Source organism: Streptomyces sp. V3I7, assembly GCF_030817495.1.
Classification (GTDB): domain Bacteria; phylum Actinomycetota; class Actinomycetes; order Streptomycetales; family Streptomycetaceae; genus Streptomyces.
The window spans coordinates 341,824-362,274 of the sequence record NZ_JAUSZK010000001.1 but is presented as its reverse complement, the minus strand read 5'-3'; the positions used below and the strand labels follow the sequence as shown (position 1 = coordinate 362,274).

12 protein-coding genes and 1 pseudogene are annotated in these 20,451 nt (G+C 72.4%); all 13 read left to right on the top strand.

The genetic code is table 11. The features are described from left to right. Positions 1-248 precede the first annotated feature (248 nt). The 13 genes and pseudogenes from QFZ74_RS01700 to QFZ74_RS01640 all read left to right on the top strand — a co-directional run bounded on the left by QFZ74_RS01700 (position 249) and on the right by QFZ74_RS01640 (position 20,346). A complete protein-coding gene (locus QFZ74_RS01700; protein WP_307618989.1) occupies positions 249-2,195 on the top strand; it encodes a non-ribosomal peptide synthetase in 1,947 nt (648 codons plus the stop codon). Beyond that, on the top strand, positions 2,192-5,230 hold the full coding sequence (locus QFZ74_RS01695) for a type I polyketide synthase (protein WP_307618988.1): 3,039 nt from the start codon (positions 2,192-2,194) through the stop codon (positions 5,228-5,230). Before QFZ74_RS01700 ends, QFZ74_RS01695 begins: the two co-directional genes overlap by 4 nt. Next, the gene (locus QFZ74_RS01690) at positions 5,227-6,423 is read left to right on the top strand and encodes a MupA/Atu3671 family FMN-dependent luciferase-like monooxygenase (protein WP_307618987.1); all 1,197 of its coding nucleotides are present in this window, start codon (positions 5,227-5,229) and stop codon (positions 6,421-6,423) included. The genes QFZ74_RS01695 and QFZ74_RS01690 overlap by 4 nt, the downstream gene beginning before the upstream one ends. Further along, positions 6,420-7,424: pseudogene (locus tag QFZ74_RS30370) on the top strand (condensation domain-containing protein); the annotation flags it as partial. The gene QFZ74_RS01690 and the pseudogene QFZ74_RS30370, both read left to right, overlap by 4 nt. Before the next feature lie 88 nt (positions 7,425-7,512). Continuing rightward, positions 7,513-9,600 (top strand): condensation domain-containing protein, encoded by a 2,088-nt coding sequence (locus QFZ74_RS01680; RefSeq protein WP_307618985.1) that lies wholly within the window; start codon positions 7,513-7,515, stop codon positions 9,598-9,600. Then, positions 9,597-10,895: an MFS transporter gene (locus QFZ74_RS01675; protein WP_307618984.1), complete on the top strand. Its 1,299-nt coding sequence runs from the start codon at positions 9,597-9,599 to the stop codon at positions 10,893-10,895. The genes QFZ74_RS01680 and QFZ74_RS01675 overlap by 4 nt, the downstream gene beginning before the upstream one ends. Next, positions 10,888-11,742 (top strand): SDR family oxidoreductase, encoded by an 855-nt coding sequence (locus QFZ74_RS01670; protein ID WP_307618983.1) that lies wholly within the window; start codon positions 10,888-10,890, stop codon positions 11,740-11,742. The genes QFZ74_RS01675 and QFZ74_RS01670 overlap by 8 nt, the downstream gene beginning before the upstream one ends. Next, the gene (locus QFZ74_RS01665; protein WP_307618982.1) at positions 11,742-13,007 is read left to right on the top strand and encodes a condensation domain-containing protein; all 1,266 of its coding nucleotides are present in this window, start codon (positions 11,742-11,744) and stop codon (positions 13,005-13,007) included. Before QFZ74_RS01670 ends, QFZ74_RS01665 begins: the two co-directional genes overlap by 1 nt. A gap of 11 nt (positions 13,008-13,018) precedes the next feature. After that, positions 13,019-13,705: a thioesterase II family protein gene (locus tag QFZ74_RS01660; protein ID WP_307618981.1), complete on the top strand. Its 687-nt coding sequence runs from the start codon at positions 13,019-13,021 to the stop codon at positions 13,703-13,705. Then, positions 13,702-15,129: a serine hydroxymethyltransferase gene (glyA, locus tag QFZ74_RS01655; protein ID WP_307618980.1), complete on the top strand. Its 1,428-nt coding sequence runs from the start codon at positions 13,702-13,704 to the stop codon at positions 15,127-15,129. The genes QFZ74_RS01660 and glyA overlap by 4 nt, the downstream gene beginning before the upstream one ends. Then, positions 15,126-17,603, top strand: coding sequence for an amino acid adenylation domain-containing protein (locus tag QFZ74_RS01650; RefSeq protein WP_307618979.1), 2,478 nt, complete (start codon positions 15,126-15,128; stop codon positions 17,601-17,603). Before glyA ends, QFZ74_RS01650 begins: the two co-directional genes overlap by 4 nt. Positions 17,604-17,662: 59 nt before the next feature. Continuing rightward, on the top strand, positions 17,663-18,697 hold the full coding sequence (locus QFZ74_RS01645) for a ketoacyl-ACP synthase III family protein (RefSeq protein ID WP_307618978.1): 1,035 nt from the start codon (positions 17,663-17,665) through the stop codon (positions 18,695-18,697). A gap of 98 nt (positions 18,698-18,795) precedes the next feature. Further along, entirely contained in the window at positions 18,796-20,346 is a 1,551-nt protein-coding gene (locus tag QFZ74_RS01640) for an amino acid adenylation domain-containing protein (protein WP_307618977.1), read from the top strand. The last annotated feature ends 105 nt before the right edge of the window (positions 20,347-20,451 follow it).

The following is a 20,451-nucleotide window of genomic DNA, read 5'->3' as shown; positions in this document are numbered from 1 at the left end:
GCCGTCGGGCGACGTGTCAAGGAAATCTCGCCTCAAGCGAAACGAGCGCGTGATTCACCTCACCTGGCACTATTCCGGTACATGACATAGTATCCCGCACCCAAAAATGCGGCATGTGCGGACATTGAGAACGCCTCTCCACAAGGCGACCCGGAGCCCTTCCTTTTGCTTCGCATTTCGATATAGGTTCCACCGAGCGACCACCTGAGTGCGCGATGGATAATCTCAACCCCGGGGGCTGTTGACTCGTGTCCAGTGAAGCCGAAGCGGAGATCCTCACCCCCGCCGACAGTCACCCCGGCTCTGCGTTCACACAAGTGGAAACACCTCTTGGAGATATCTCCACCGGGCATGGCGCACCTTTGTCTGTTTCCTCGATCAGCATTCCGGTTGCCTTCTCCGCGCAGGCCCGCATCACCCCTGACCGGGTGGCTGTGTCGGGTGGGGGTGTGGGGGTGTCGTATGGGGAGTTGGATGCGTGGTCGTCTCTGCTGGCGGGTGTGCTGGCCGAGGCGGGGGTAGGCGTTGGTGACCGGGTGGGGGTGTGTCTGGAGCGGGGTGTCGAGCTGATCGTCGCTTTGCTCGGGGTACTCAAGGCCGGCGCGGTGTATGTGCCGTTGGACGCGTCCTATCCGGTGGAGCGCCTGGGGTTCGTGGTCGAGGACACCGGGGTGGAGGTGGTGGTCGGTGACCGGCTGCCCGCCGAGCTGGCCGCCTCGGTGCGGGTGGTGGACGTCCACGCCCAGCCCACCGCCACCGACCTCGTGCTGCCGGTCATCGACCCGCGGTCACCGGCGTATGTCATCCACACCTCCGGCTCGACCGGCCGGCCCAAGGGCGTGCTGGTCTCCCACCGCAATGTGATGGCCCTGTTGGCCGCGACCCGCACCGAGTTCGCCCTGGACGCGGGGGATGTGTGGTCGTTCTTCCACTCCTTCGCTTTCGACTTCTCGGTATGGGAGATCTGGGGCTGTCTGCTGACCGGCGGCCGGCTGGTGGTCGTCGACCACTGGAGCGCCCGGGACCCCGAGGAATTCCACGCCCTGCTCGCCCGTGAACAGGTCACCGTGCTCTCCCAGACCCCCAGCGCGTTCTCCCAGCTGACCCGCGCCGAGACCTTCACCGACCCCGGCCAGGAACTGGCCGTCCGTCTGCTGATCTTCGGCGGGGAACCCCTGGACACAGCGACCCTGCTGCCCTGGATGGACCGCTACCCGCCCACCCGATGCCGGGCGGTGAACATGTACGGCATCACCGAGACCACCGTGCACTGCACCTGGCACACCCTCACCCGCGCAGATGCCCTGACCGGCTCCCGCTCGGTGGGCCGCCCCCTGCCCGGCTGGCAGCTCCACCTCCTCGACGACCAGCAGCGCCCCCTGCCGCTCGGCACCCCCGGCGAAATCTACGTCGGCGGCGCCGGCGTCTCCCTGGGCTACCACAACCGGCCCGAACTGACCGCCGAACGCTTCCTGCCCGACCCCCACAACCTAGGCCACACCCTCTACCGCACCGGCGACCTCGGCCGCTACCAGGACGACGGCACCCTCGAACACCTCGGACGCCTCGACGACCAAGTCAAAATCCGCGGCCACCGCATCGAACCCGCCGAAATCCGCACCACCCTCCTCGACGACACCGACGTACGGGCCGCCGCCGTCGTGGTACGCGGCGCGGGCACGGCGACCGCCCGCCTGGACGCCTACGTCGTCACCGCCCCCGACGCCGACCCAGCGCAGATCAAGCAACGCACCGCCGGCCGGCTCCCCGCGCACCTCGTACCCGCCACGCTCACCACCGTGCCCGAACTACCACTCACCACGAACGGGAAACTCGACACAGCCCGCCTGCCCGACCCCCTCCTGACCACCCCAACCCCACAGACGACCCCGCAGGCACCCGGTGATGTGCCGGATGCCGCGAGTGGCGACGAGGACAGCGGACCGGCGGCCTTGGCGGCCGTCTGGCGGCAGGTCATCGGTGTGCCGGTCGGCCCCGATGACAACTTCTTCGAACTGGGCGGCAACTCGCTGCTGGCCGTCCAGCTGAACGCGGCCCTGCGCAAGAACGGGTTCCCCGACGTACGGCTGCGGGACATCTTCCGCCATTCCACCCCACGCCGCCTCGCGGCGGCCGTCGAGTCCCGTGGCGGCTCGGCCACGAACGCAAGCAAGCCTGGAGGAGTTTCGGCATGACCGACTTGGACAACGCGGTAGCGGTCGTGGGCCTCGCCCTTCGGGTGCCGGGCGCCGGTGACCCGGAGACCTTCTGGGCCGGCCTCGTCGACGGCCGGGTCGGCCTGCCCGCCGCCGACGCGTCCGGCACGCCTGCCGGGCCGCTGCGCGCGGGCCAGATCGACCGCTTCGCCGAGTTCGACGCGGAGCTGTTCGGCATGACCCCCGCCCAGGCGGCGCTGACCGACCCCCAGCACCGGGTCCTCACGGAACTCGTGTGGGAGGCGCTGGAGGACGCCGGGATCGACCCTTCGGCCGGTACGGACCAGGTGGGTGTATTCGCCGGATGCGGCCCGGACGCGTATCTGCACGCGAATGTCCTCACCGACGGGCAGCTGGCCCGGGTGCATGGCCAGGAGCAGCTCCAGATCGGCAACTCCCGTGACTTCCTGGCCACCGCCATCTCGTACCGGCTCGGTCTGACCGGGCCGAGCATGACCGTGCAGACGGCCTGCTCCACCTCGCTGGTCGCCGTGCACCAGGCCGTTCGCAGCCTGCTCACCTACGAATGCGACATCGCGGTCGCGGGCGGCGTCACCGTCCACCCCGTCGAGCGGCCCACCTACGAGTACACCGAGGGAGGCATCGTCTCGCCGGACGGCCGCTGCCGCACCTTCACCGAAGGCAGCCTGGGCACGGTACCCTCCAGCGGCGCCGGCATCGTGGTGCTGCGCCGGGCGGCCGATGTCGACGGACGGCACACCGGGAGCGCCCGTGCGCACATCGTCGCCAGCGCGGTCAACAACGACGGCGCCGACCGCATGAGCCTGGTGGCGCCCAGCCCCCGGGGCCAGGCCGATGTCATCCGCGAGGCCCTGGAATCGGCCGGACTCACCGGCGGCGACATCGGCTATGTGGAGACCCACGGCACCGGCACCGTCCTCGGCGACCGCATCGAACTCGCCGCCCTGGCCGAGGTGTACGGCGTCGACGCGAGCCACGGGCCGTGCGCGCTGGGCGCGGTGAAGCCGAACATCGGGCACTGCGACACCGCCGCCGGTGTGGTCGGTCTCATCAAGACCGTGCTTGCCGTGGAGCGGGGCACCGTCCCGCCGATCGCGGCGCAGCCCGGCGACGGTCCCGACGTCGCGCTCGGCTCGCCCCGCTTCTTCATCCCGCGCAAGGCCGAGCCCTGGGGCGACGGCCAGCCGCGGTATGCGGCGGTCAGCTCCTTCGGCCTGGGCGGAACCAACGCCCACGTCGTCGTCGCGCCCGCCTCCGTGCCGCCGGCCCCGGCCGCCACCGAGGAAGCCCGTCCCGGCGCCGCGGTGCTGTCCGCCGGGACCGACAACGCCCTTGCGGACAAAGCCCGTTCGCTCGCGCAATGGCTGCGGGGCCTCGGCGCGGACACCTCGCTGACCGACGTTCTCGCCACCCTGGCGCACGGACGGCGCTCCCTCGGCGTGCGCTGGGCCACCGCCCTGCCCGCGGACACGGCAGCGGCCCGCGAGCACCTGCTGACCGGCCTGGACGCGCTCGCCGAAGGTGGCCGCGGCCGGACCGTGACCGCCCAGCCCCACATCGCCGCCCTGCTGCCCGGCCAGGGCGTGTCGCTGGCCGGGGCGGGCACGCAGTACGCGGCTGCCGACGACGCCTTCCGGGCGGACCTCTCGGAGCTGTGCGCGAAGGTGTCCGCCGCCGGCGGACCGGACCTGAGCAGCTTCGGGCACTGGACGGTCGACGACCCGCGCCTGACCGACACCGCCGTTGTCCAGCCCCTGCTGTTCGTGCTGAGCACGGCCGGACTGCGCCTGCTTGAGCGGCACGGCATCCGACCCACCCTCCTGCTCGGCCACAGCGTCGGCGAGCTGGCCGCCGCCGCACACGCCGGGGTCTTCACCCTCGACGACGCGGTGGCCGCCGTGGTCGAGCGAGGCCGCCTCATGGCGGGCGCCGAGCAGGGCGTGATGGCGGCCGTCCGCGCGGACGAAACCACCGCCGCCCGTCTCGTCGAGGGCCTGCCGCTGGATGTGTGCGGGCTCAACGCGCCCGACAACACCGTGCTCGGCGGGGACCAGGACGCGGTCGACGAACTGGAGCGGCGCTGCCGCGAGCAGCACATTTCCGCGACCCGCCTGGCCACCACCCGTGCCTTCCACTCCCGCTCGATGACGGCGGCGGCCGACGAATTCGCCCGCTTCCTGGTCCGGTTCACCCTGCACGCCCCGAGGCCGGGCCTGATCGTCGTCTCCAACCTCACCGGCGCCGCCCTCACCGACGAGCAGGCCACCGACCCCGGCTACTGGGCACGCCAGCTGCGCTCCACCGTCCGCCTCGACGACGCGCTGCGCACCGTCCTGGAGGCGCAGCCCGACGTCGTGCTCGGCGTCCACCGGGGCCGGACCCTGACCAACCTGGCCCGCCAGTGCGCCCGGCGCCAGGGCGCCGACCCGCTCATCACCGACCTGCTCGGGGACGCAAATGACGACGAGCCGACAGCGGTACGCGACGCCCTGGCGCAGCTCTGGACGGCCGGCTGCGCGGTGGACCTCGGCATCGCGGACGGCCGGGCCGTGGTCCGGCTGCCCGGCTACCCCTTCGCCGCCACCCGGCACTGGGTGGAGCCGACCGTCCGGCCCGTGACCACGGAGACGGCAGCCTGCGGCGTCGTACCGGACACTGCCGGGGCGCCCGCTGAACTCCCGCAGCCGAGCGCCGCATACGCGGCCGAGGCCGACCTGGAGCAGGCGGAGAGCGAGGGTGCGGTGGCCGTCATCACCGGCCTGTGGCAGAGCGCCTTCGGCGGCGCTCCTCTGCGCCCCGAGGACAACTTCTTCTCGCTGGGCGGGACTTCGCTGCAGGCAGCCCAGCTCATCACGGTCGTCAACAACGAACTGTTCCTCACCCTGCGACTCCAGGACCTGTACGAGAACTCGTCCCTCGGTGATTTCACCGCCCGGGCCGAGGCGCTGATCGCCGAGCGCGACGACGACGAACTGCTTCGGCTCCTCGACGAGATCGAGAACGGCAGCGGCACCCTGGAGGAAGAGGCATGAGCGAGCTGTCCCAGCGCCTGCAGAAGCTCACCCCCGAGCAGCGCAAGCGCCTGAGCGAGAACCTGCGCCGCCGCGAGGCGAGCCCCACGGCCGAGCCCGTCGGCGCGTCGCAGCCCAAGCACGTGCTGCTCCCCAAGCGGCAGAGCCTGTACTTCTTCGCGAGCGCCAGCGCGCACGCGGCCGCCGACTACTACCCGCTGGTCTTGGAGGCCGCCAAGCAGGCGGACCAGGCCGGATTGCACGCGATCTGGCTGCCCGAGCGGCACTTCGTGGACTTCGGCGGGTTCTCGCCCAACCCCGCCGTCCTCGGCGCCGCCGTCGCCGTGTCCACCGAGCGGCTCGGCATCCGTGCGGGCAGCGTGGCCGCACCGCTGCAGCACCCGGCGCGGATCACCGAGGACTGGGCACTGGTCGACAACCTCTCCGGCGGCCGCGCCGGTGTCTCCTTCGCCAGCGGCTGGCACCCGGACGACTTCGTCCTGGCCCGTGAGGACTACGCAGACCGGCGCGAGGTCACCGCACGCACCATCGAGCACGTCCGCGCCCACTGGCGCGGCGAGGCCGTGAGCTACCCGACCACGGCGGGCGGCAAGGCCGAGGTACGCACCCAGCCTCGGCCCGTCCAGGCGGAGTTGCCGGTATGGCTCACCGCCGCGGGCAACCCCGCGACCTTCGAGGCGGCGGGCCGGGCGGGCTACGGCATCATGACCGCACTGCTCGGCCAGACGCTCAAGGCGCTGCGCGAGAACGTCGCCCGCTACCGCGCCGCCTGGCGGGCGGCCGGCCACGAAGGCGACGGCGACGTGGTCGTCATGGCGCACTCCTACGTCAGCGACCGGCCGGACCTCGAAGAGTTCCTGCGCCCCGCCATGCACGCCTACCTGCGGTCGTTCCGCAGCCAGACCACCGAGTCCGAGCAGGACGAGGAGGTCCTCCTGGAGAGCGCCTACCTCGACTTCCTGCAGGGGCCCTCCCTCCTCGGCACCCCGGACAAGGCCCGGGCGGTGCTGGCCGAACTGCGCGACGCGGGCGCCGACGAGGTCGGCCACCTCGTCGACTTCGGGCTCCCCGCGGCGGACGTCCTCGCGGGCCTGCCTCAGCTGCTCGCCCTCTCCGCCGACCCGGACCCGACGCAGGCCCAGACGGCCGAAGACCCGCAAGAGCAGCAGGACCCGCAAGGAGTGCGCGCATGACGCAGAGCGACCCGGCCCCGCGCCGGGCCACCCCCGGCGCACCGGCCGCCACGGCCGCCGACCGCCTGGCCCGGTTGAGCCCCGCCCAGCGCGCCGCGCTCGCCAACCGGCTTGCCGCCGCCCGCTCGGGCCCGGCACTGCGCCCTCGGCCGGGCCCCCGCGACCGGTTCCCGCTGGGCATGGACCAGGAACGGCTGTGGATCCTGGACGAGCTGGACCCCGGCACCACCACCTACACCCTCGGCTTCGGGCTCCGCTTCCGCGGCACCTTCGACCTGGACGCGTTCACCGCGGCCGCGCACGCCGTGGCCCGCCGCCATGAACTGCTGCGCTCCGGCATCGAGACGGAGGACGGCCGGCCGTACCTGAAGGTGCACGCCGACCGCGGCGCCGAAGTCACCTTCACCGATGTGTCCGACGGCCCCGACGATCAGGTGGAGGAGCGCCGCGCCGCGTTCGTCGCCGAGCAGGTGCGCCGCCCCTTCGACCTGCGCCACGACCCGGTGCTCAGGCTCGCGGTGGTCCGGGTCGCGCACGACGACTACCAAGTGGTCGAGACGATGCCGCACTCGTTCACCGACCAGTGGTCCTATGTGCGCCTCAACCACGAACTGATCGAGCACTACCGGGCCGTCCTCGACGGCACCGAGCCCCAAGTCCCGGACCTGCCTGTGCAGTTCGGCGACTACGCCCAGTGGCAGCGCGACTGCTTCGCCGGCCCCAAGGGAGCCGAACACCGCGCCTTCTGGCGTACGTATCTCGACGGCGCCCCCGAGCGGCTGCCACTGCCCTACGATGCGACGCCCGACACCTCCGACCACGCCGGCGAGCAGTACCAGTTCATCCTCGACGAGGATGTCGCCGCCGCGTTCGTGGACCGGGCCGCCGAAGCCCGCACCACCATGGCAACCGCGATGACGGCCGCCTACGTAGCGCTGCTGCACGAGGAGACCGGAGCGCGCGACATCGTCGTGGGCGTCCCGAGCGTCACCCGCAGCGAGGACGCCGTGCAGGACCTCATCGGCTTCCTGCTCACCAACGTGCCGATCCGGGTGCGGCTGCCGGAGAACCCCCCCCCCCCCCGCCCAGGTGCTCGCCGCCACCGTCGAGGGCTCCGTCGCCGTGCAGGACCACCGCGAGGTGCCCTTCGGAGAGATCGTGGAGGCGGCCGCACCCGGCCGCTCGGTGTCCCACTACCCGCTGCTGCAGACCATGCTGGTGCAGCTCAACCTCGGCGACTCCGTGCTGTTCCGGGTGCCGGGCGCCGACGTGTACGCCAACGCCGTCCCCGAGGGCATCTCCTCGATGGACATGACCGTGGCCTGGTGGCAGGTGCACGGGGTGATGTACGGGCGCATCGAGTACCGCACCGCCCTGTTCCTGCCCTCCACCATCGAGCGCATGGCCCGACGGCTGCTGCAGCTCGTGGAGCTCTTTGCGACCTCCCCCGACACCCCGCTGCGCACCCGCACCGTGCCGCCCGCCTCACCGGTGGCCTCCGTTTTCACGACGGCCGCAGACCTGGGCGCCACGGCGCCCGTGGACGGCCTGGAGCGCATCGAACGCGCCTGGTGCGCCGCCCTCGGGGTGCCCCAGGCCCGGCCCGAGGACGTGTTCTTCGAGGTCGGCGGCACCTCCGTGCTCGCGGTGCGGCTGACGCACCTGCTCAAGGCCGAGGGGCTGCCCGCCACCCTGAGAGACGTCTTCAGCAACGCGACCCTCGGCGCACTCGCCCGGGTGCTGCTCGCCCGCGACGCCCAGGCGGCCGGGGAGGAGCTGCACGCGCCGGTAGGGCCGCTCGGGCCCGAACAGGAGCTGCTGTACGAGGCCGGGCTCGAGCGGGTCGAGTCCTTCGCGCACACCTTCGTCCTGCAGGCAAAGGAGCCGCTGGACGCAGCCCGTCTGGAGGCCGCCGCCAAGGCGGTGGTCGCCGCGCACCCTGGCCTGGCCACGCAGTTCCACACCGGCCCGGACGGGCGGCGTGCCCGCACCGGCGCCGCCTGGTCCTGGCGCGTCGAGACGCCCGGTGCCGACCCCCGGCAGGTGGCCCGCGCCCAGCGCGCGGCCTTCGACGCGGAACGCGGCGAGCTCTTCGCCGTGAGCCTGATCCCTGGCCAGCCCGATACGGCAGATGCCGACCAAGTGGTGATCAGTGCGAACCACCTGGTGATCGACGGCATGTCCTGGAGTGTCGTCGTCGGCGACCTGGCCCGCGCCTACCGCGGCCAGAGCCTGATCCTCGAACCCGCGGGCCCACTGCAGTACGCGGCCGCCGTCCGGGACGTCGACCCGGCCCCGCAGGCCGACTACTGGAGCGGGCGCCTCGCCGCGGTCCGTCCTGTCGACTGGGGTACGCCCGACCCCGAACCGGCCGCGAGAACACGGCAGTTCGAGGTGACCGTGCCACTGACCGGTCGGTCAGGGCCGCTGCGGGCCGAGGCGTTCACCGCCGTCGCCCGCGCGCTGCGCCCGTACACCGCCGAGGTGGTGGTCTCCACCATCGGCCTGGGCCGCGAACCGCTGCCCACGCTGCGCGGCTGGGACCCGGCGCGCGCGGTCGGCTATTACTCCTGCCCCTACCCGCTGCACCTGCCGCTCACTGGCGCAAGCGTTCACGACGACCTTGCCTCGGTCGCCACCGCCCTGGGGCACGTCCCCGACGGCGGCAAGACCTACGGACTGCTGCGCTGCTCGGTCGACGCCGCGCTGCGCGACCGGTTCGCGAAGCTCCCTGCCCCCCGGATCGTCGTCAACTACCTCGGCGCGCTGGCCGACCCGGCCGACGCGAGCGAGGGACTGTTCCGCGGCGCGGGCGAGTTCGGCGCCGAAGCCTTCGACGCCGACGACCACGCGCGCGCCACCGCGGGGGTGGACGTCGACGTCGCCGTCGGCATCCGCGGCAACCAGGCCGTCTTCCGCTGGCTCTTCGCCCCGGCACGCGTCGCCGAGACCACCGTGCGCGCCGCCGCGGCACGCGCAGCCGCCGACCTCACGGCCCTGCTCGAGAGCGACGGCGAGCCGGAGCACGTCCCCGGCATCACCGGGGTGACGGAGGAGCAGATGGACCGGCTCTTCGCCGAACTCAGCGACGTACGAGCCGGACTCGGTGACGTATCGGCCGGACCCGGTGACGTACGCACGTCCGCGGCCGGCACCCGGCGGCAGGAGCAGGCGTGAACGAGTCCCGAACCACCGCGGCCGCCGCGCCCGCCCGGCGGCGAGGTCCGCTCACCGCCCTGCTGACTGCGCAGTACCTGTCGGCCTTCGGCAACGCCGTCACCATCGTGACGGTCCCGCTCTACGTCCTCGGCGCCACCGGCAGTTCGATCGCCACCGGCCTCGCGGGCTTCGCCAACGCGCTTCCGCTGATCTTCGCGGGCGCCGTCGGCGGCGTGTTCATCGACCGGATCGGCGGGCGCCGCATGAGCGTCCTGTCCGACCTGTTCGCCGGTATCCTGATCGGGCTCATCCCGCTCCTCGACCAGACCGCCGGGCTGCCGCTGCCGCTTCTGATGGGCCTGCTGTTCGGCCGGACCGTCGTCGCGACACCCGCCCAGGCGGCCCGCCTGAGCCTGGTCAAACCGTTGGCCGACGGCGCCCAGGTCCGCCTGGAGAGCGCCAACTCCTGGTTCCAGGCGGCACCGCGCCTGGGCCTGGTGGCCGGCGCGCCGCTCGCCGGACTGCTCATCGCGGTCTCGGGATCGGTCGTCGGCATGTACGTCGACGCAGCCTCGTTCCTCATCGCTTCGATCCTGGTGGCCCTCGCGGTGCCACCGGCCAAGGCCGCCGGCGGCGGGGGAGAGAAGCTCAGCTTCTTCCGCCAGCTGACCGAGGGCTTCGCCTTGGTCAGGACGATTCCCGTGATCGGCGCGATGACGGCCTTCGTCTTCGTCACCAACTTCCTCGACGACGCGTTCACCCCACTCATGCTGCCGGTGTACGCCAAGGAGGTGCTCGGTGACGGCCAGTACCTGGGCTGGCTGCTCGCGGCCTCCGGGTGCGGCGCCATCGCGGGCACCTTCCTGTACCCGGTGCTCAGCCGCCGCTTCCTCACCAGCCGCCGCTACACCCTGCTCGGCTGCTTCGCGGTCATCGCGTCCCTGCGCCTGCTGATGGTGCTGCACCCCGGGCCGTTCCTGATGGTGGCGATCACCTTCGTGAGCGGGCTCGCGGCCGGGCCGCTCAACCCTGTCCTGAGCACCGTGATGCTCGAGCGCGTCCCCGAGGAGCTGCGCGGCCGGGTCTTCGGGCTCTCCGGCGCCGTCGCGATGGCCGCCGCGCCGCTCGGCATCCTGTGCGCAGGCTGGGCCGTGGACGGCATCGGCCTGACCGCCGCGCTCGGCTGCTTCGGCACCGCGTACTTCGTACTGATCCTCGTCTCGCTGCGCAGCCGCGCCCTGCGGGACATGGACGCCAGGCCCACCGCCGAAGCCGAGGAGCAGGACATGGAAGAGGAGCCCGCCCATGGCTAGCACGGAGGTCACCCGCGGCGGCCGGCTCGAGGGCAAGGTCGCCGTCATCACCGGAGCGGGCCGCGGTGTCGGCCGCAGCTGCGCCACCGCCTTCGCCGCCGAGGGCGCCGACCTGGTCCTGGTCGACGTGCCCAGCGCGACGACCCCCGGCGTGCCCTACCCGCTGGCCAGCGAGAGCCAGCTGCAGCACACCGCCGAGGAGTGCCGCAAGCACGGGGTCGAGGTCCTCACCGCCGCCGCGGACGTGCGCGACCTGGCCGCGCTCGAGCAGGTCCGCGAGCGCACCGTCGACCGCTTCGGGCAGGTCGACGCGCTGGTCAACAACGCGGGCGTGGTGGCCCCTTCGGGCCGCCCCGTCCACCAGACCAGTGAGGAGGAGTGGCAGCTGCTGCTCGACATCGACCTGAGCGGGGCCTGGCGGATGACCAAGCTCTTCGCGCCGCTGTTCATCGAGCGCAGAACGGGATCGATCGTGAACATCGCCTCCACCGCGGGGCTCGTCGGCTACCGGAACTTCGCCGGCTACGTCGCCGCCAAGCACGGGCTCATCGGGCTGACCAAGGCCGCTGCCCTGGACTACGCCCCCCACCGAATCCGGGTGAACGCGGTGTGCCCCGGCAACATCCGCGACGAGCCCGCCGTCGAGGGCCGCATGCTCAGCGAGGTCGCCCGGGCCCTGGACGTGCCGCTCGCCGGACACGAGGAGCTCTTCACCGAACAGCAGCCCATGAACACGCTGGTGGATCCGGTCGATGTGGCCGAGGCCGCGCTCTGGCTGTGCTGCGATGCCACCCGCCATGTCACGGGCAGCACCGTGACGGTCGACGCGGGATACACGGTGTGCTGATGACCGACTCCCCGTGCACCGCCCAGCTCCGCACCGGGCCCGCCTCGCCCCCCGAACGCCAGTTCTGGTTCGCCGAACAGATCGCCAGGGGCGCCGCCGCCAACCTCGCGCTCGGCCGGATCCGCATCGAAGGCACCGTCGACCTGCCCGCCCTCGACCGGGCCGTCGACGCCGTGGTCCGGGCCCACGAGGCGCTGCACACCGCGTTCGTCGTCGAAGAACAGCACCTGGTCCGCAAGCCGCTCCCCGCGGCGCCCGCCCGATCGGCCGTCCGGCTCGCGGCAGGCACCGGCTTCGACGCCGTCGCGGCCCGGCTCGACGAGACCGGCCTCGACCTGGCCCGGGCCATCCTGCACTGGACCGCCGTGGCACCGGACGAGGACGGCGCGACGCTGTATGTCGCCGTCCACCACATCGCCTTCGACGGCCTCTCGCACGAGATCTTCGCCGCCGACCTCGCCGAGGCCTACGCCCAGGCGGTGAGCGGCGCCGACCCGCACCTGCCGCCGCGCCCCCGCGCCGCGGTCACACCGCTGGACGCCGACCGGCACGACGAACTCGTCGCGCGCTGGCGCACGGCCCTGGCGGGCGTCGCCGACCTGCCCTGCGAGGGATCCCAGCTGAGCCCGCCCGACCTGGCCAGGAGCGGACTCGTGGAACACCGCACCGGCTGCTCCGCTGAGCGGGCGGCCGCCCTGCGCGAACGGGCCAGGGAAGGCGCCAAGACACCGTACGCCCTGCTGCTCACCGCCTTCGGGCAGGCCCTGGCCTCGCTCACCGGCGCCGCCGACTTCTGTGTCGGCACGCCCATCGCCACCCGCGGCCCCGACCAGGACCACGAGGTCGGCTGCCTGTTGAACACCGCGCCCGTCCGACTGCGTGGCCTGGACCGCGCGGATGCGGCGGACCGGGCGTGGGATGCCGTGGTCGAGGCGGTGCTCCATCTCGATCTTCCCTGCGAGCAGATCGTGGCCGCCTGTCGCACCAGCCGCTCCCGCCGCATGCCGCTGTTCCAGGCGCTGTTCGCCTATCAGAGCTGGCAGCGCACCGTGCACCCGGCCGGGCCCGCCCGACTGTGGACGGTGCCCGTCAAGCCCGTGGGCGTCCAGGCGGAAGTGCAGATGCAGGTGTGCGAGGTCGAGGGCAACGCCTTCGACGTGCTGGTCCAGGCCCCCGAGGGTGGCTTCTGGGCCGGCCGGCTCGCCGAGCTGACCGCCGCGTTCGACACCCACCTGGAGCGGCTCGCCACCGCGCCCCCGCACTGAAGGAACCACGCATGACCAAGCTGATCTGTCTCCCGTACGCGGGTGCGGGCGCCAGCGTCTACCGCCCCTGGCGCACCCTGTCCACGGGCCGCCTCGAGGCCGTCCCGATCCAGCTCCCGGGCCGTGAGGAGGAGTACGGGGCACCTTTCTACGCAACCATCGCCGCCGCCGCGCAGGACGTCGCTACCCGTCTGCTCGGGACCGTCGGCGACGAACCGTACGCCGTCTTCGGGCACAGCTTCGGCTCCATCCTCGCCTACGAGGCCACCCAGTACCTCGTCGAGCACGGCGGCCCGCTGCCCGAGCACCTCGTGGTCAGCGGCTCCGTCAGCCCGCGCCACCGCGAGGTGCGCCCGGTCTCGGCCGACGACGACGAGCAGGCCGTCACCGATCTGAAGGCGATGGTCGGGCAGGACATCGAGTCCCTCAACCACCCCGAGCTGCGCGCCCTGTTGCTGCCCGTGCTGCGCGCCGACGTACAGCTCCTGAACGCCTACGAACCCGCCCCACGCGCACCGCTGCCCGTGCCGCTCACCGCCATCCGGGGCGACGCGGACGCGATGGTCCCGGTGCCGCAGTGGCGGGACTGGTCCACGTTCACCTCCGCCGCCTACCGCGAGCTGGAGATGTCGGGCGGCCACATGTACCTCGCCGACGACTGGGCGCTGGTGTGGAAGACCCTCGAGGAGCTGCTGTGACGTTCGCCCCCGAGCCTGCTGTGACAGGTGGTCAGGAAACCTCCCAGACCAGGCTGTTGCGCCGGGGCGTGGACCTGCTGTGCCGCGCTGACCCCGAACTCGCCGCGCTCCTGGACGCGGAGGTCGACCACCAGGCGGCCACCCTCGCCATGATCGCCTCGGCCAGTGCCGCCGACCCCTCGGTCCTCGCGGCGGGCGGCGCCGCACTGTCCAACGTGACGGCGGAGGGCTATCCCGGCGCCCGCTACCACCCCGGCGCGGTCCACTTCGACGCGGTCGAGCGGCTCGCGGTGGAGCGCGCCAAGGAGGCGTTCGGCGCGCAGTACGCCAACGTCCAGCCGCACTCGTGCTCCTCGGCCAACTTCAGTGTCCTGTCGGCCCTGATCCCGGTCGGCGGTGTGCTCCTCGGACTCGACCTCGACGCGGGCGGCCACCTCACCCACGGCTCGCCCGCCTCCGTGACGGGACGTCACTTCAGTGCCGTGCACTACGGCCTGGACGAGCACGGCCACCTCGACTACGACTCCGTCGCCGACCTGGCCCGCGCCCACTGTCCCGCCGTCATCGTCGCGGGCGCCAGCGCCTACCCGCGCGTCATCGATTTCGCCCGCTTCCGCGCCATCGCGGACTCGGTCGGCGCCTACCTGCTCGCGGACATCTCCCACATCGCGGGCCTGGTCGTCACCGGCGAACACCCCAGTCCCATCGACCACGCCCACATCACGACCACCAGCACCTACAAGCAGCTCGGCGGCCCGCGCGGCGGCCTCATCCTGAGCGGACGCGAGCACCGCGCCGCGGGACCCGACGGGCACACCCCGCTGGCCCGCCTCATGCAGCAGGCCGTCTTCCCGCGCTCCCAGGGCACCCCCAGCCCGGCCGCCATCGCCGCCAAGGCGCGCGCCCTGGACCTGGTCACCACACCGGAGTTCAAGGACACCGCTCGCCGCATCGTCGAGAACGCGGCCGCCCTCGCGGCCGCCTTCACCGCCTCCGGTCACCACGTCCTGACCGGAGGCACCGACAACCACATGGTGCTCCTCGGGGTCCTGCACCGGGGTCTGACCGGAGTCGTCGCCGAACGCGCCCTGGAGGAGTGCGGCATCCTCGCCAACCGCAACCGCATCCCCGGCGACACCAAACCGCCCCTGGTCGCGGGCGGACTGCGCCTGGGCACCAACCTGCTGGCCCAGCGCGGGATGGGACCGGCCGAGATGGCCGCGTGCGCCCGCCTCGTCGACACCGTCCTCGACGCCACGAGGCCCGACGGCGACACCGCGTACCACCTCGACCCGCGGGTCCGTGACGGCGTACGCGGCGAAGTCGCCGAGCTGTGCGCCCGCTTCCCGCTGCCGTTCGCCCACGACGAGCCGGCCGGGGCGTTCGCCGGCCATCCCCCCCATGAGACAGGAGCAAGGCTGTGAACCGCACCACCAGCGAGGACCCGAACCGGGACGGCGTCACGGAGGTGCCCGGGCCCCTGCTGCTGCCCACCGACCGCCCGCGCCGCACCACCACCCCTTGTCCCACCGCGGCCGAGCACCTGCGTCTGCCGGAGTCCTGTGCCGGGGCCCTCGACGCCTACGCGGCGGGCGAAGGCATCGGGAGCGAAACCGTGCTGCTCGCCTGCTTCACGGCGCTCGGCTTCCGCTACACAGGGCAGACCGCATTCGCCGTGACCACCGCACCCGGCGCCTCGGTGGGCGTCACCGTGGACGGCGACGCCACCTTGTCGTCCCTGGCGCATGCCGTGCGCGCCAGCGCTGCGGGCGGGCCGTCCACGGTCGCCTTCCACACGGGAGCCGGCGCCTCACACGCAGATGGCAGCGAGGCCGGAACCGACGGCGGAGCCCCGGTCGGCGAAGGCCACGAACTCGCGCTCTACGTCCACCGCGACGCAGGACGCCTGGACGCCGAGGTCCACTACGACGAGAGCCTCTTCGATGCGGCCACCGCCCGGCACGTGCTGGGCCACTACACCAAGCTCCTCACGGCGGCTCTCGCCGCACCCGACCAGGCCATCGCCACGCTCGCCCTGCTCACGCCGGACGAACAGCACACGATCCTCGTCGACTGGAACGCCACCGCCACCGACCTCGCCTACGAGGGCTGTCTACACCACCGCTTCGAGGAGCGGGCAGCCCTGAGCCCCGACGCCGTCGCGCTCGTGCACGGCGCCGAGCGCTGGAGCTTCGCGCGCATCGACACGGCGGCCAACCAACTCGCCCGCCACCTGCGCCAGTCGGGTGTTGCTCCCGGCACGCGGGTCGGCCTCTGCCTCGACCGCTCCAGCGACCTGCTGGTCTCCCTGCTCGCCGTCCTCAAGACCGGCGCCGCCTATGTGCCGCTCGACCCGGGCTACCCCGCGCAGCGCCTGGCCACCATGGTGGAAGGCGCCGGCTGCGTGGCCATGGTCAGCCGCAGCGACCTCGCCGCCAACCTCGGTGCCGCGGTCGACACCGGGCACACCCCCCTGGTCCTTGTGGACCGTGACGCCCACCTCATCGATGCGCAGACCCCCGAGCGGCCGGACATCCACGTCACCCCCGACGACCTCTGCTACGTCATCTTCACCTCCGGCTCCACCGGCCGGCCCAAGCCCATCGCGCTGCGCCACCGCGGAGTCCTCAACAACCTCGCCGACCTCAACACCCGCTACGGCGTGGGGCCGGGCGACAGCGTCCTCGCGCTGTCCTCACCGAGCTTCGACATGTCCGTGTACGAACTGGTCGGCATGCCCCTCGCGGGCGGCACTGTCGTCCTGCCCGACCGCGAGCGGATCAAGGACCCGGCGCACTGGGCGGAACTGCTTACCGCGCACGGCGTGACCGTGTGGAACTCCGCGCCCGCGCTCCTCGACCTGCTGACCGCGCACGCCGAGCAGGACGGGGCCACCGCCTTTCCCGCACTGCGGCTGGCGATGCTCGGCGGCGACTGGATCCCCGTGACGCTGCCGGACCGGGTCCGCCGCATCGCACCCGATCTGCGGTTCATCGCCCTCGGCGGGGCCACCGAGTCGTCGATCCACTCCACGCTCTACGAGGTGATGGACACCGACCCGTCCTGGACCAGCATTCCCTACGGCCGCCCGATGGCCAATCAGCGCACCTACATCCTCGACCCCGCGGGCCACCCCGTACCCGTCGGCGTACCCGGGGATCTGCACCTGGCCGGCATCGGCCTCGCGCAGGGCTATCTGAACCAGCCCGAACGCACCGCGGAGCGCTTCCTGGACTGGTCCCACGGCCCCGTCACGAGTGAACGCCTCTACCGCACAGGCGACTTGGCGCGCTACCGGCGCGACGGGCAGATCGAGCTGCTCGGCCGGATGGACTTCCAGGTCAAGGTCAACGGACTGCGTATCGAACTCGGCGAGGTCGAGGCCAGGCTGCGCGAACACCCCGAGGTCAAGGACGCCGTGGTCGCCGCCCAGCCGGACGCGGTCGGCGACCGGCAGCTGGTGGGCTATGTCGTGCTGCGCGAGCCCGCCGCACTGGATTCCGCCGGACTGCGATGCTATTTGGGGGAGTTGCTGCCCGCCTACATGGTCCCGGCGGCGATGGTGGTCCTCGACTCGCTGCCGCTGAGCGCCAACGGCAAGCTGGACCGCAAGGCCCTGCCCGCCCCGGAGGAGGCCGCCGAGGCCGCCGCGGACGCCGGTGACGCCCCGCGCGGCCCCTGGGAGCAGCGGATCGCCGAGGTGTGGCAGCAGACGCTCGGCGTCGCCGACATCAGCCGCGACGCCGACTTCTTCGCACTCGGCGGCGACTCGATGAAGGCGGTCCGCAGCATCGGGAAGATCGGCGCCCCGCTCAAGTGGGCCGACCTGTACCGCCATCCCGTACTCAAGGACCTCGCCGCCCACATGGAGCGGCTGACTGCGGAGGCGGCTCGCTAGCCCCGGCGTCGTACCGCCACCGCGCACACGAAACACCGTTGAAAGGGGGCCGCGAGGCCATGCGCTGGAACGACATGTACATCGCCGGAACCGGCTCCTGCTTCCCCAAGCGGGACGACTGCGCCCAGGCGGTCACGGAAGGGCGCTACGACGCCCTTGAGCACGAGCGGAACGGCTACCGGTCGATCAGCGTCGGCGGCGACCTGTGCGCCGCCGACATGGCCGTGGCCGCCGCCCGCCCGGCCCTGGCCCGTTCCCGGCACACCGGCGAGGACATCGGCCTCGTCCTGCACGCGACCGTGCACCACCAGGGCCAGGACCACTGGACCCCCGCCTCCTACGTCCAGCACCAGGTCACCGGGGGCCGGGGGCCCGCCGTGGAGATCAAGCAGGGCTCCAACGGCGGCCTCGCCGGGCTCGACCTGGCCCTGTCGCACCTGTCCGCCCGCAACGGCCAGGACATCCGGGACGCCGTCCTGGTCACCACGGCCGACAAGTTCTGCCCGCCGGTCTACGACCGGTACAACAGCGACAAGTGGATGGTGCTCGGCGACGGCGGCTCGGCCGCCGTCGTCTCCCGGCGCGGCGGCTTCGCCCGTGTCCTTGCCACGGCGGCGGACTCCGATCCGGACCTGGAGGAGATGTACCGGGGCGAGAAGTTCACGGACGCGCCCTTCTCCACCGGCCTGCCGCTCGACCTGCGCGAGCGCAAGCGGGAGTACATGGACCGGATCGGTCTGCCCGAGGTGGCGCTGCGCTGCACCGCGGGCCTGCAGAACGTGGTCAAGGGCGCCCTCGAAGACGCCGGTACGGACCTCGACGGCATCGCCCGCTTCGTCTTCCCCAACGTCGGCAAGTCCCTGGTGCAGTGGGACTACCTCGACACGTTCGGCATCGAGGAGGAGCGCACCACCTGGCAGTGGGGCAGCGGCATCGGACACGCCGGAGCGGGGGACCAGTTCGGCGGCCTCACCCACCTCGCCGAGACCGGTGCGCTGCGCGCCGGCGACAAGGTCGTCCTGGCGGGCAGCGGCATCGGCTTCAGCTGGGCCTGCGCCGTTCTTGAGATCACCGAGCGCCCCGGCTGGGGATAGCCGCCCGCACCGGCCCGCGCCCGACCGGCCCGTACCCGCCCGCCACGCGCTCACCTGCCGCACAGCCTCGTTCAGCTCCGTACAGCGAAGGAATCGAGATGACCACCCGCACCCTCTACCAGCTGTTCGCGGACAGCGCCGCCGCCCACCCCGGCCGCACGGCCCTCGAAGTCCAAGGCCACCGGCTCACCTACGCGGAACTGGAGCAGTCCGCGGGGCGCCTCGCCGCCCGCATCACCGAGGAACACGGTGGTGTGCCCACCCGGGTGGGCATCCTCGCCGGCCGCAGTCTGCCCACCTACGTCGGCTACCTGGCCGCATTGCGCCTCGGCGCGACCGTCGTCCCGATGAACCCGACGTTCCCCACGGCCCGCAACCTGGAGATCGCCACCTCGGCCGATGTCGACCTGATCGTCCTCGACCAGGCGGGCGCCAAGCAGCGCGACCAACTGACCGCAGGGCAGGTGGCGTTGCTGCTACCTGTAGTCGATGACGAGCTGAGCGAACCGGACGAACCGGCCGGGCAGCCGGCCGCGAGCGCCGCATCGGTCGCCGCCCCGGCGGACGGCATCGCGTACATCCTGCATACCTCGGGCTCCACCGGACACCCGCGCGGCGTGCCCATCCGGCATCGCAACGTCGTCCCCCTCATCGAGTGGATGATCAAGGGGTACGGTTTCGGACCCGACGACCGCACCTCGCAGAACGTCGAACTCACCTTTGACGTCGCGGTGTACGAGCTCTTCGTCACCTGGGGGTGCGGCGCCGCCCTCGTCGTCCCGCGCGTCGACGACATCGCCCGCGCCTCCTCGTTCGTGCGCGACAAGCAGATCACGCACTGGTTCTGCGTCCCCTCCGTCGGCGACATCGCGGCCCGCGTCGGAGCGCTCGCCCCGGGCTCCATGCCCTCGCTGCGCCTGATCGTGTTCGGCGGCGAACGCCTCATCGCCGCACAGGCCGAACAGTGGGCGGCCGCAGCCCCGTACGCGGAACTGCACAACCTCTACGGCCCCACCGAGGTCTCCATCATCTGCACCGGCCAGCGCCTCGGCGAGCGCGGCGTCCTGCGAGCTCCGGGCTCCAACGGCACCATGCCGATCGGCCAGGTGCTGCCGCATCTCGAGTACGTCCTGCTCGGCGAGGACGGCCACCCCTCTGACCCCGGCGAACTGTGCGTGCGCGGCAACCAGCGCTTCGACGGCTACCTCGACCCGGCCGGCGACGCGGGCCGCTTCCTCACCTGGGAGGAGGGCCACCCCGCCCGCATCCACACCGGCGAGGAGCCCGTCACCGAGCGGCACTGGTACTGCACGGGCGACCGGGTGCGCACCGAGGACGGTTCCCTGGTGTTCCTCGGCCGCGTCGACGACCAGGTCAAGGTGCGCGGCCACCGGATCGAGGTGGGGGAGATCGAGGCCGCGCTCACCCGGCACCCGGCCATCCGCGAGGCTGTGACCGTGGCCCGCGCGGGCGAACTCGGCGACACGCTCGTCGCCCACTACACCGGAAACGAGGTCCCGACGGCGGAACTGACGTCCTTCCTGCGCGAACAGCTGCCCGTCTACATGATCCCCGGCCGTTTCGTCCACCAGGAGGCCTTCCCGCTGAACGCGAACGGCAAGGTCGACCGCAAGGCACTCACCGGCTGAGCCAACCGACGGCCCTCGACGAGACCGACGGCCCCACGCGGCTCAACCCCCAAGCCGTCACGGCTCATTCCCCGCCCCGGGCAGTCGGAGCACCACGCAGATCAG

Bases quoted from the DNA above. Each gene is read 5' to 3' on its own strand.
- QFZ74_RS01665 (WP_307618982.1), top strand. From the start codon at position 11,742: ATGACCGACTCCCCGTGCACCGCCCAGCTCCGCACCGGGCCCGCCTCG.
- QFZ74_RS01690 (WP_307618987.1), top strand. From the start codon at position 5,227: ATGAGCGAGCTGTCCCAGCGCCTGCAGAAGCTCACCCCCGAGCAGCGC.
- QFZ74_RS01660 (WP_307618981.1), top strand. From the start codon at position 13,019: ATGACCAAGCTGATCTGTCTCCCGTACGCGGGTGCGGGCGCCAGCGTC.
- QFZ74_RS01645 (WP_307618978.1), top strand. From the start codon at position 17,663: ATGCGCTGGAACGACATGTACATCGCCGGAACCGGCTCCTGCTTCCCC.
- QFZ74_RS01640 (WP_307618977.1), top strand. From the start codon at position 18,796: ATGACCACCCGCACCCTCTACCAGCTGTTCGCGGACAGCGCCGCCGCC.
- QFZ74_RS01695 (WP_307618988.1), top strand. From the start codon at position 2,192: ATGACCGACTTGGACAACGCGGTAGCGGTCGTGGGCCTCGCCCTTCGG.
- QFZ74_RS01670 (WP_307618983.1), top strand. From the start codon at position 10,888: ATGGCTAGCACGGAGGTCACCCGCGGCGGCCGGCTCGAGGGCAAGGTC.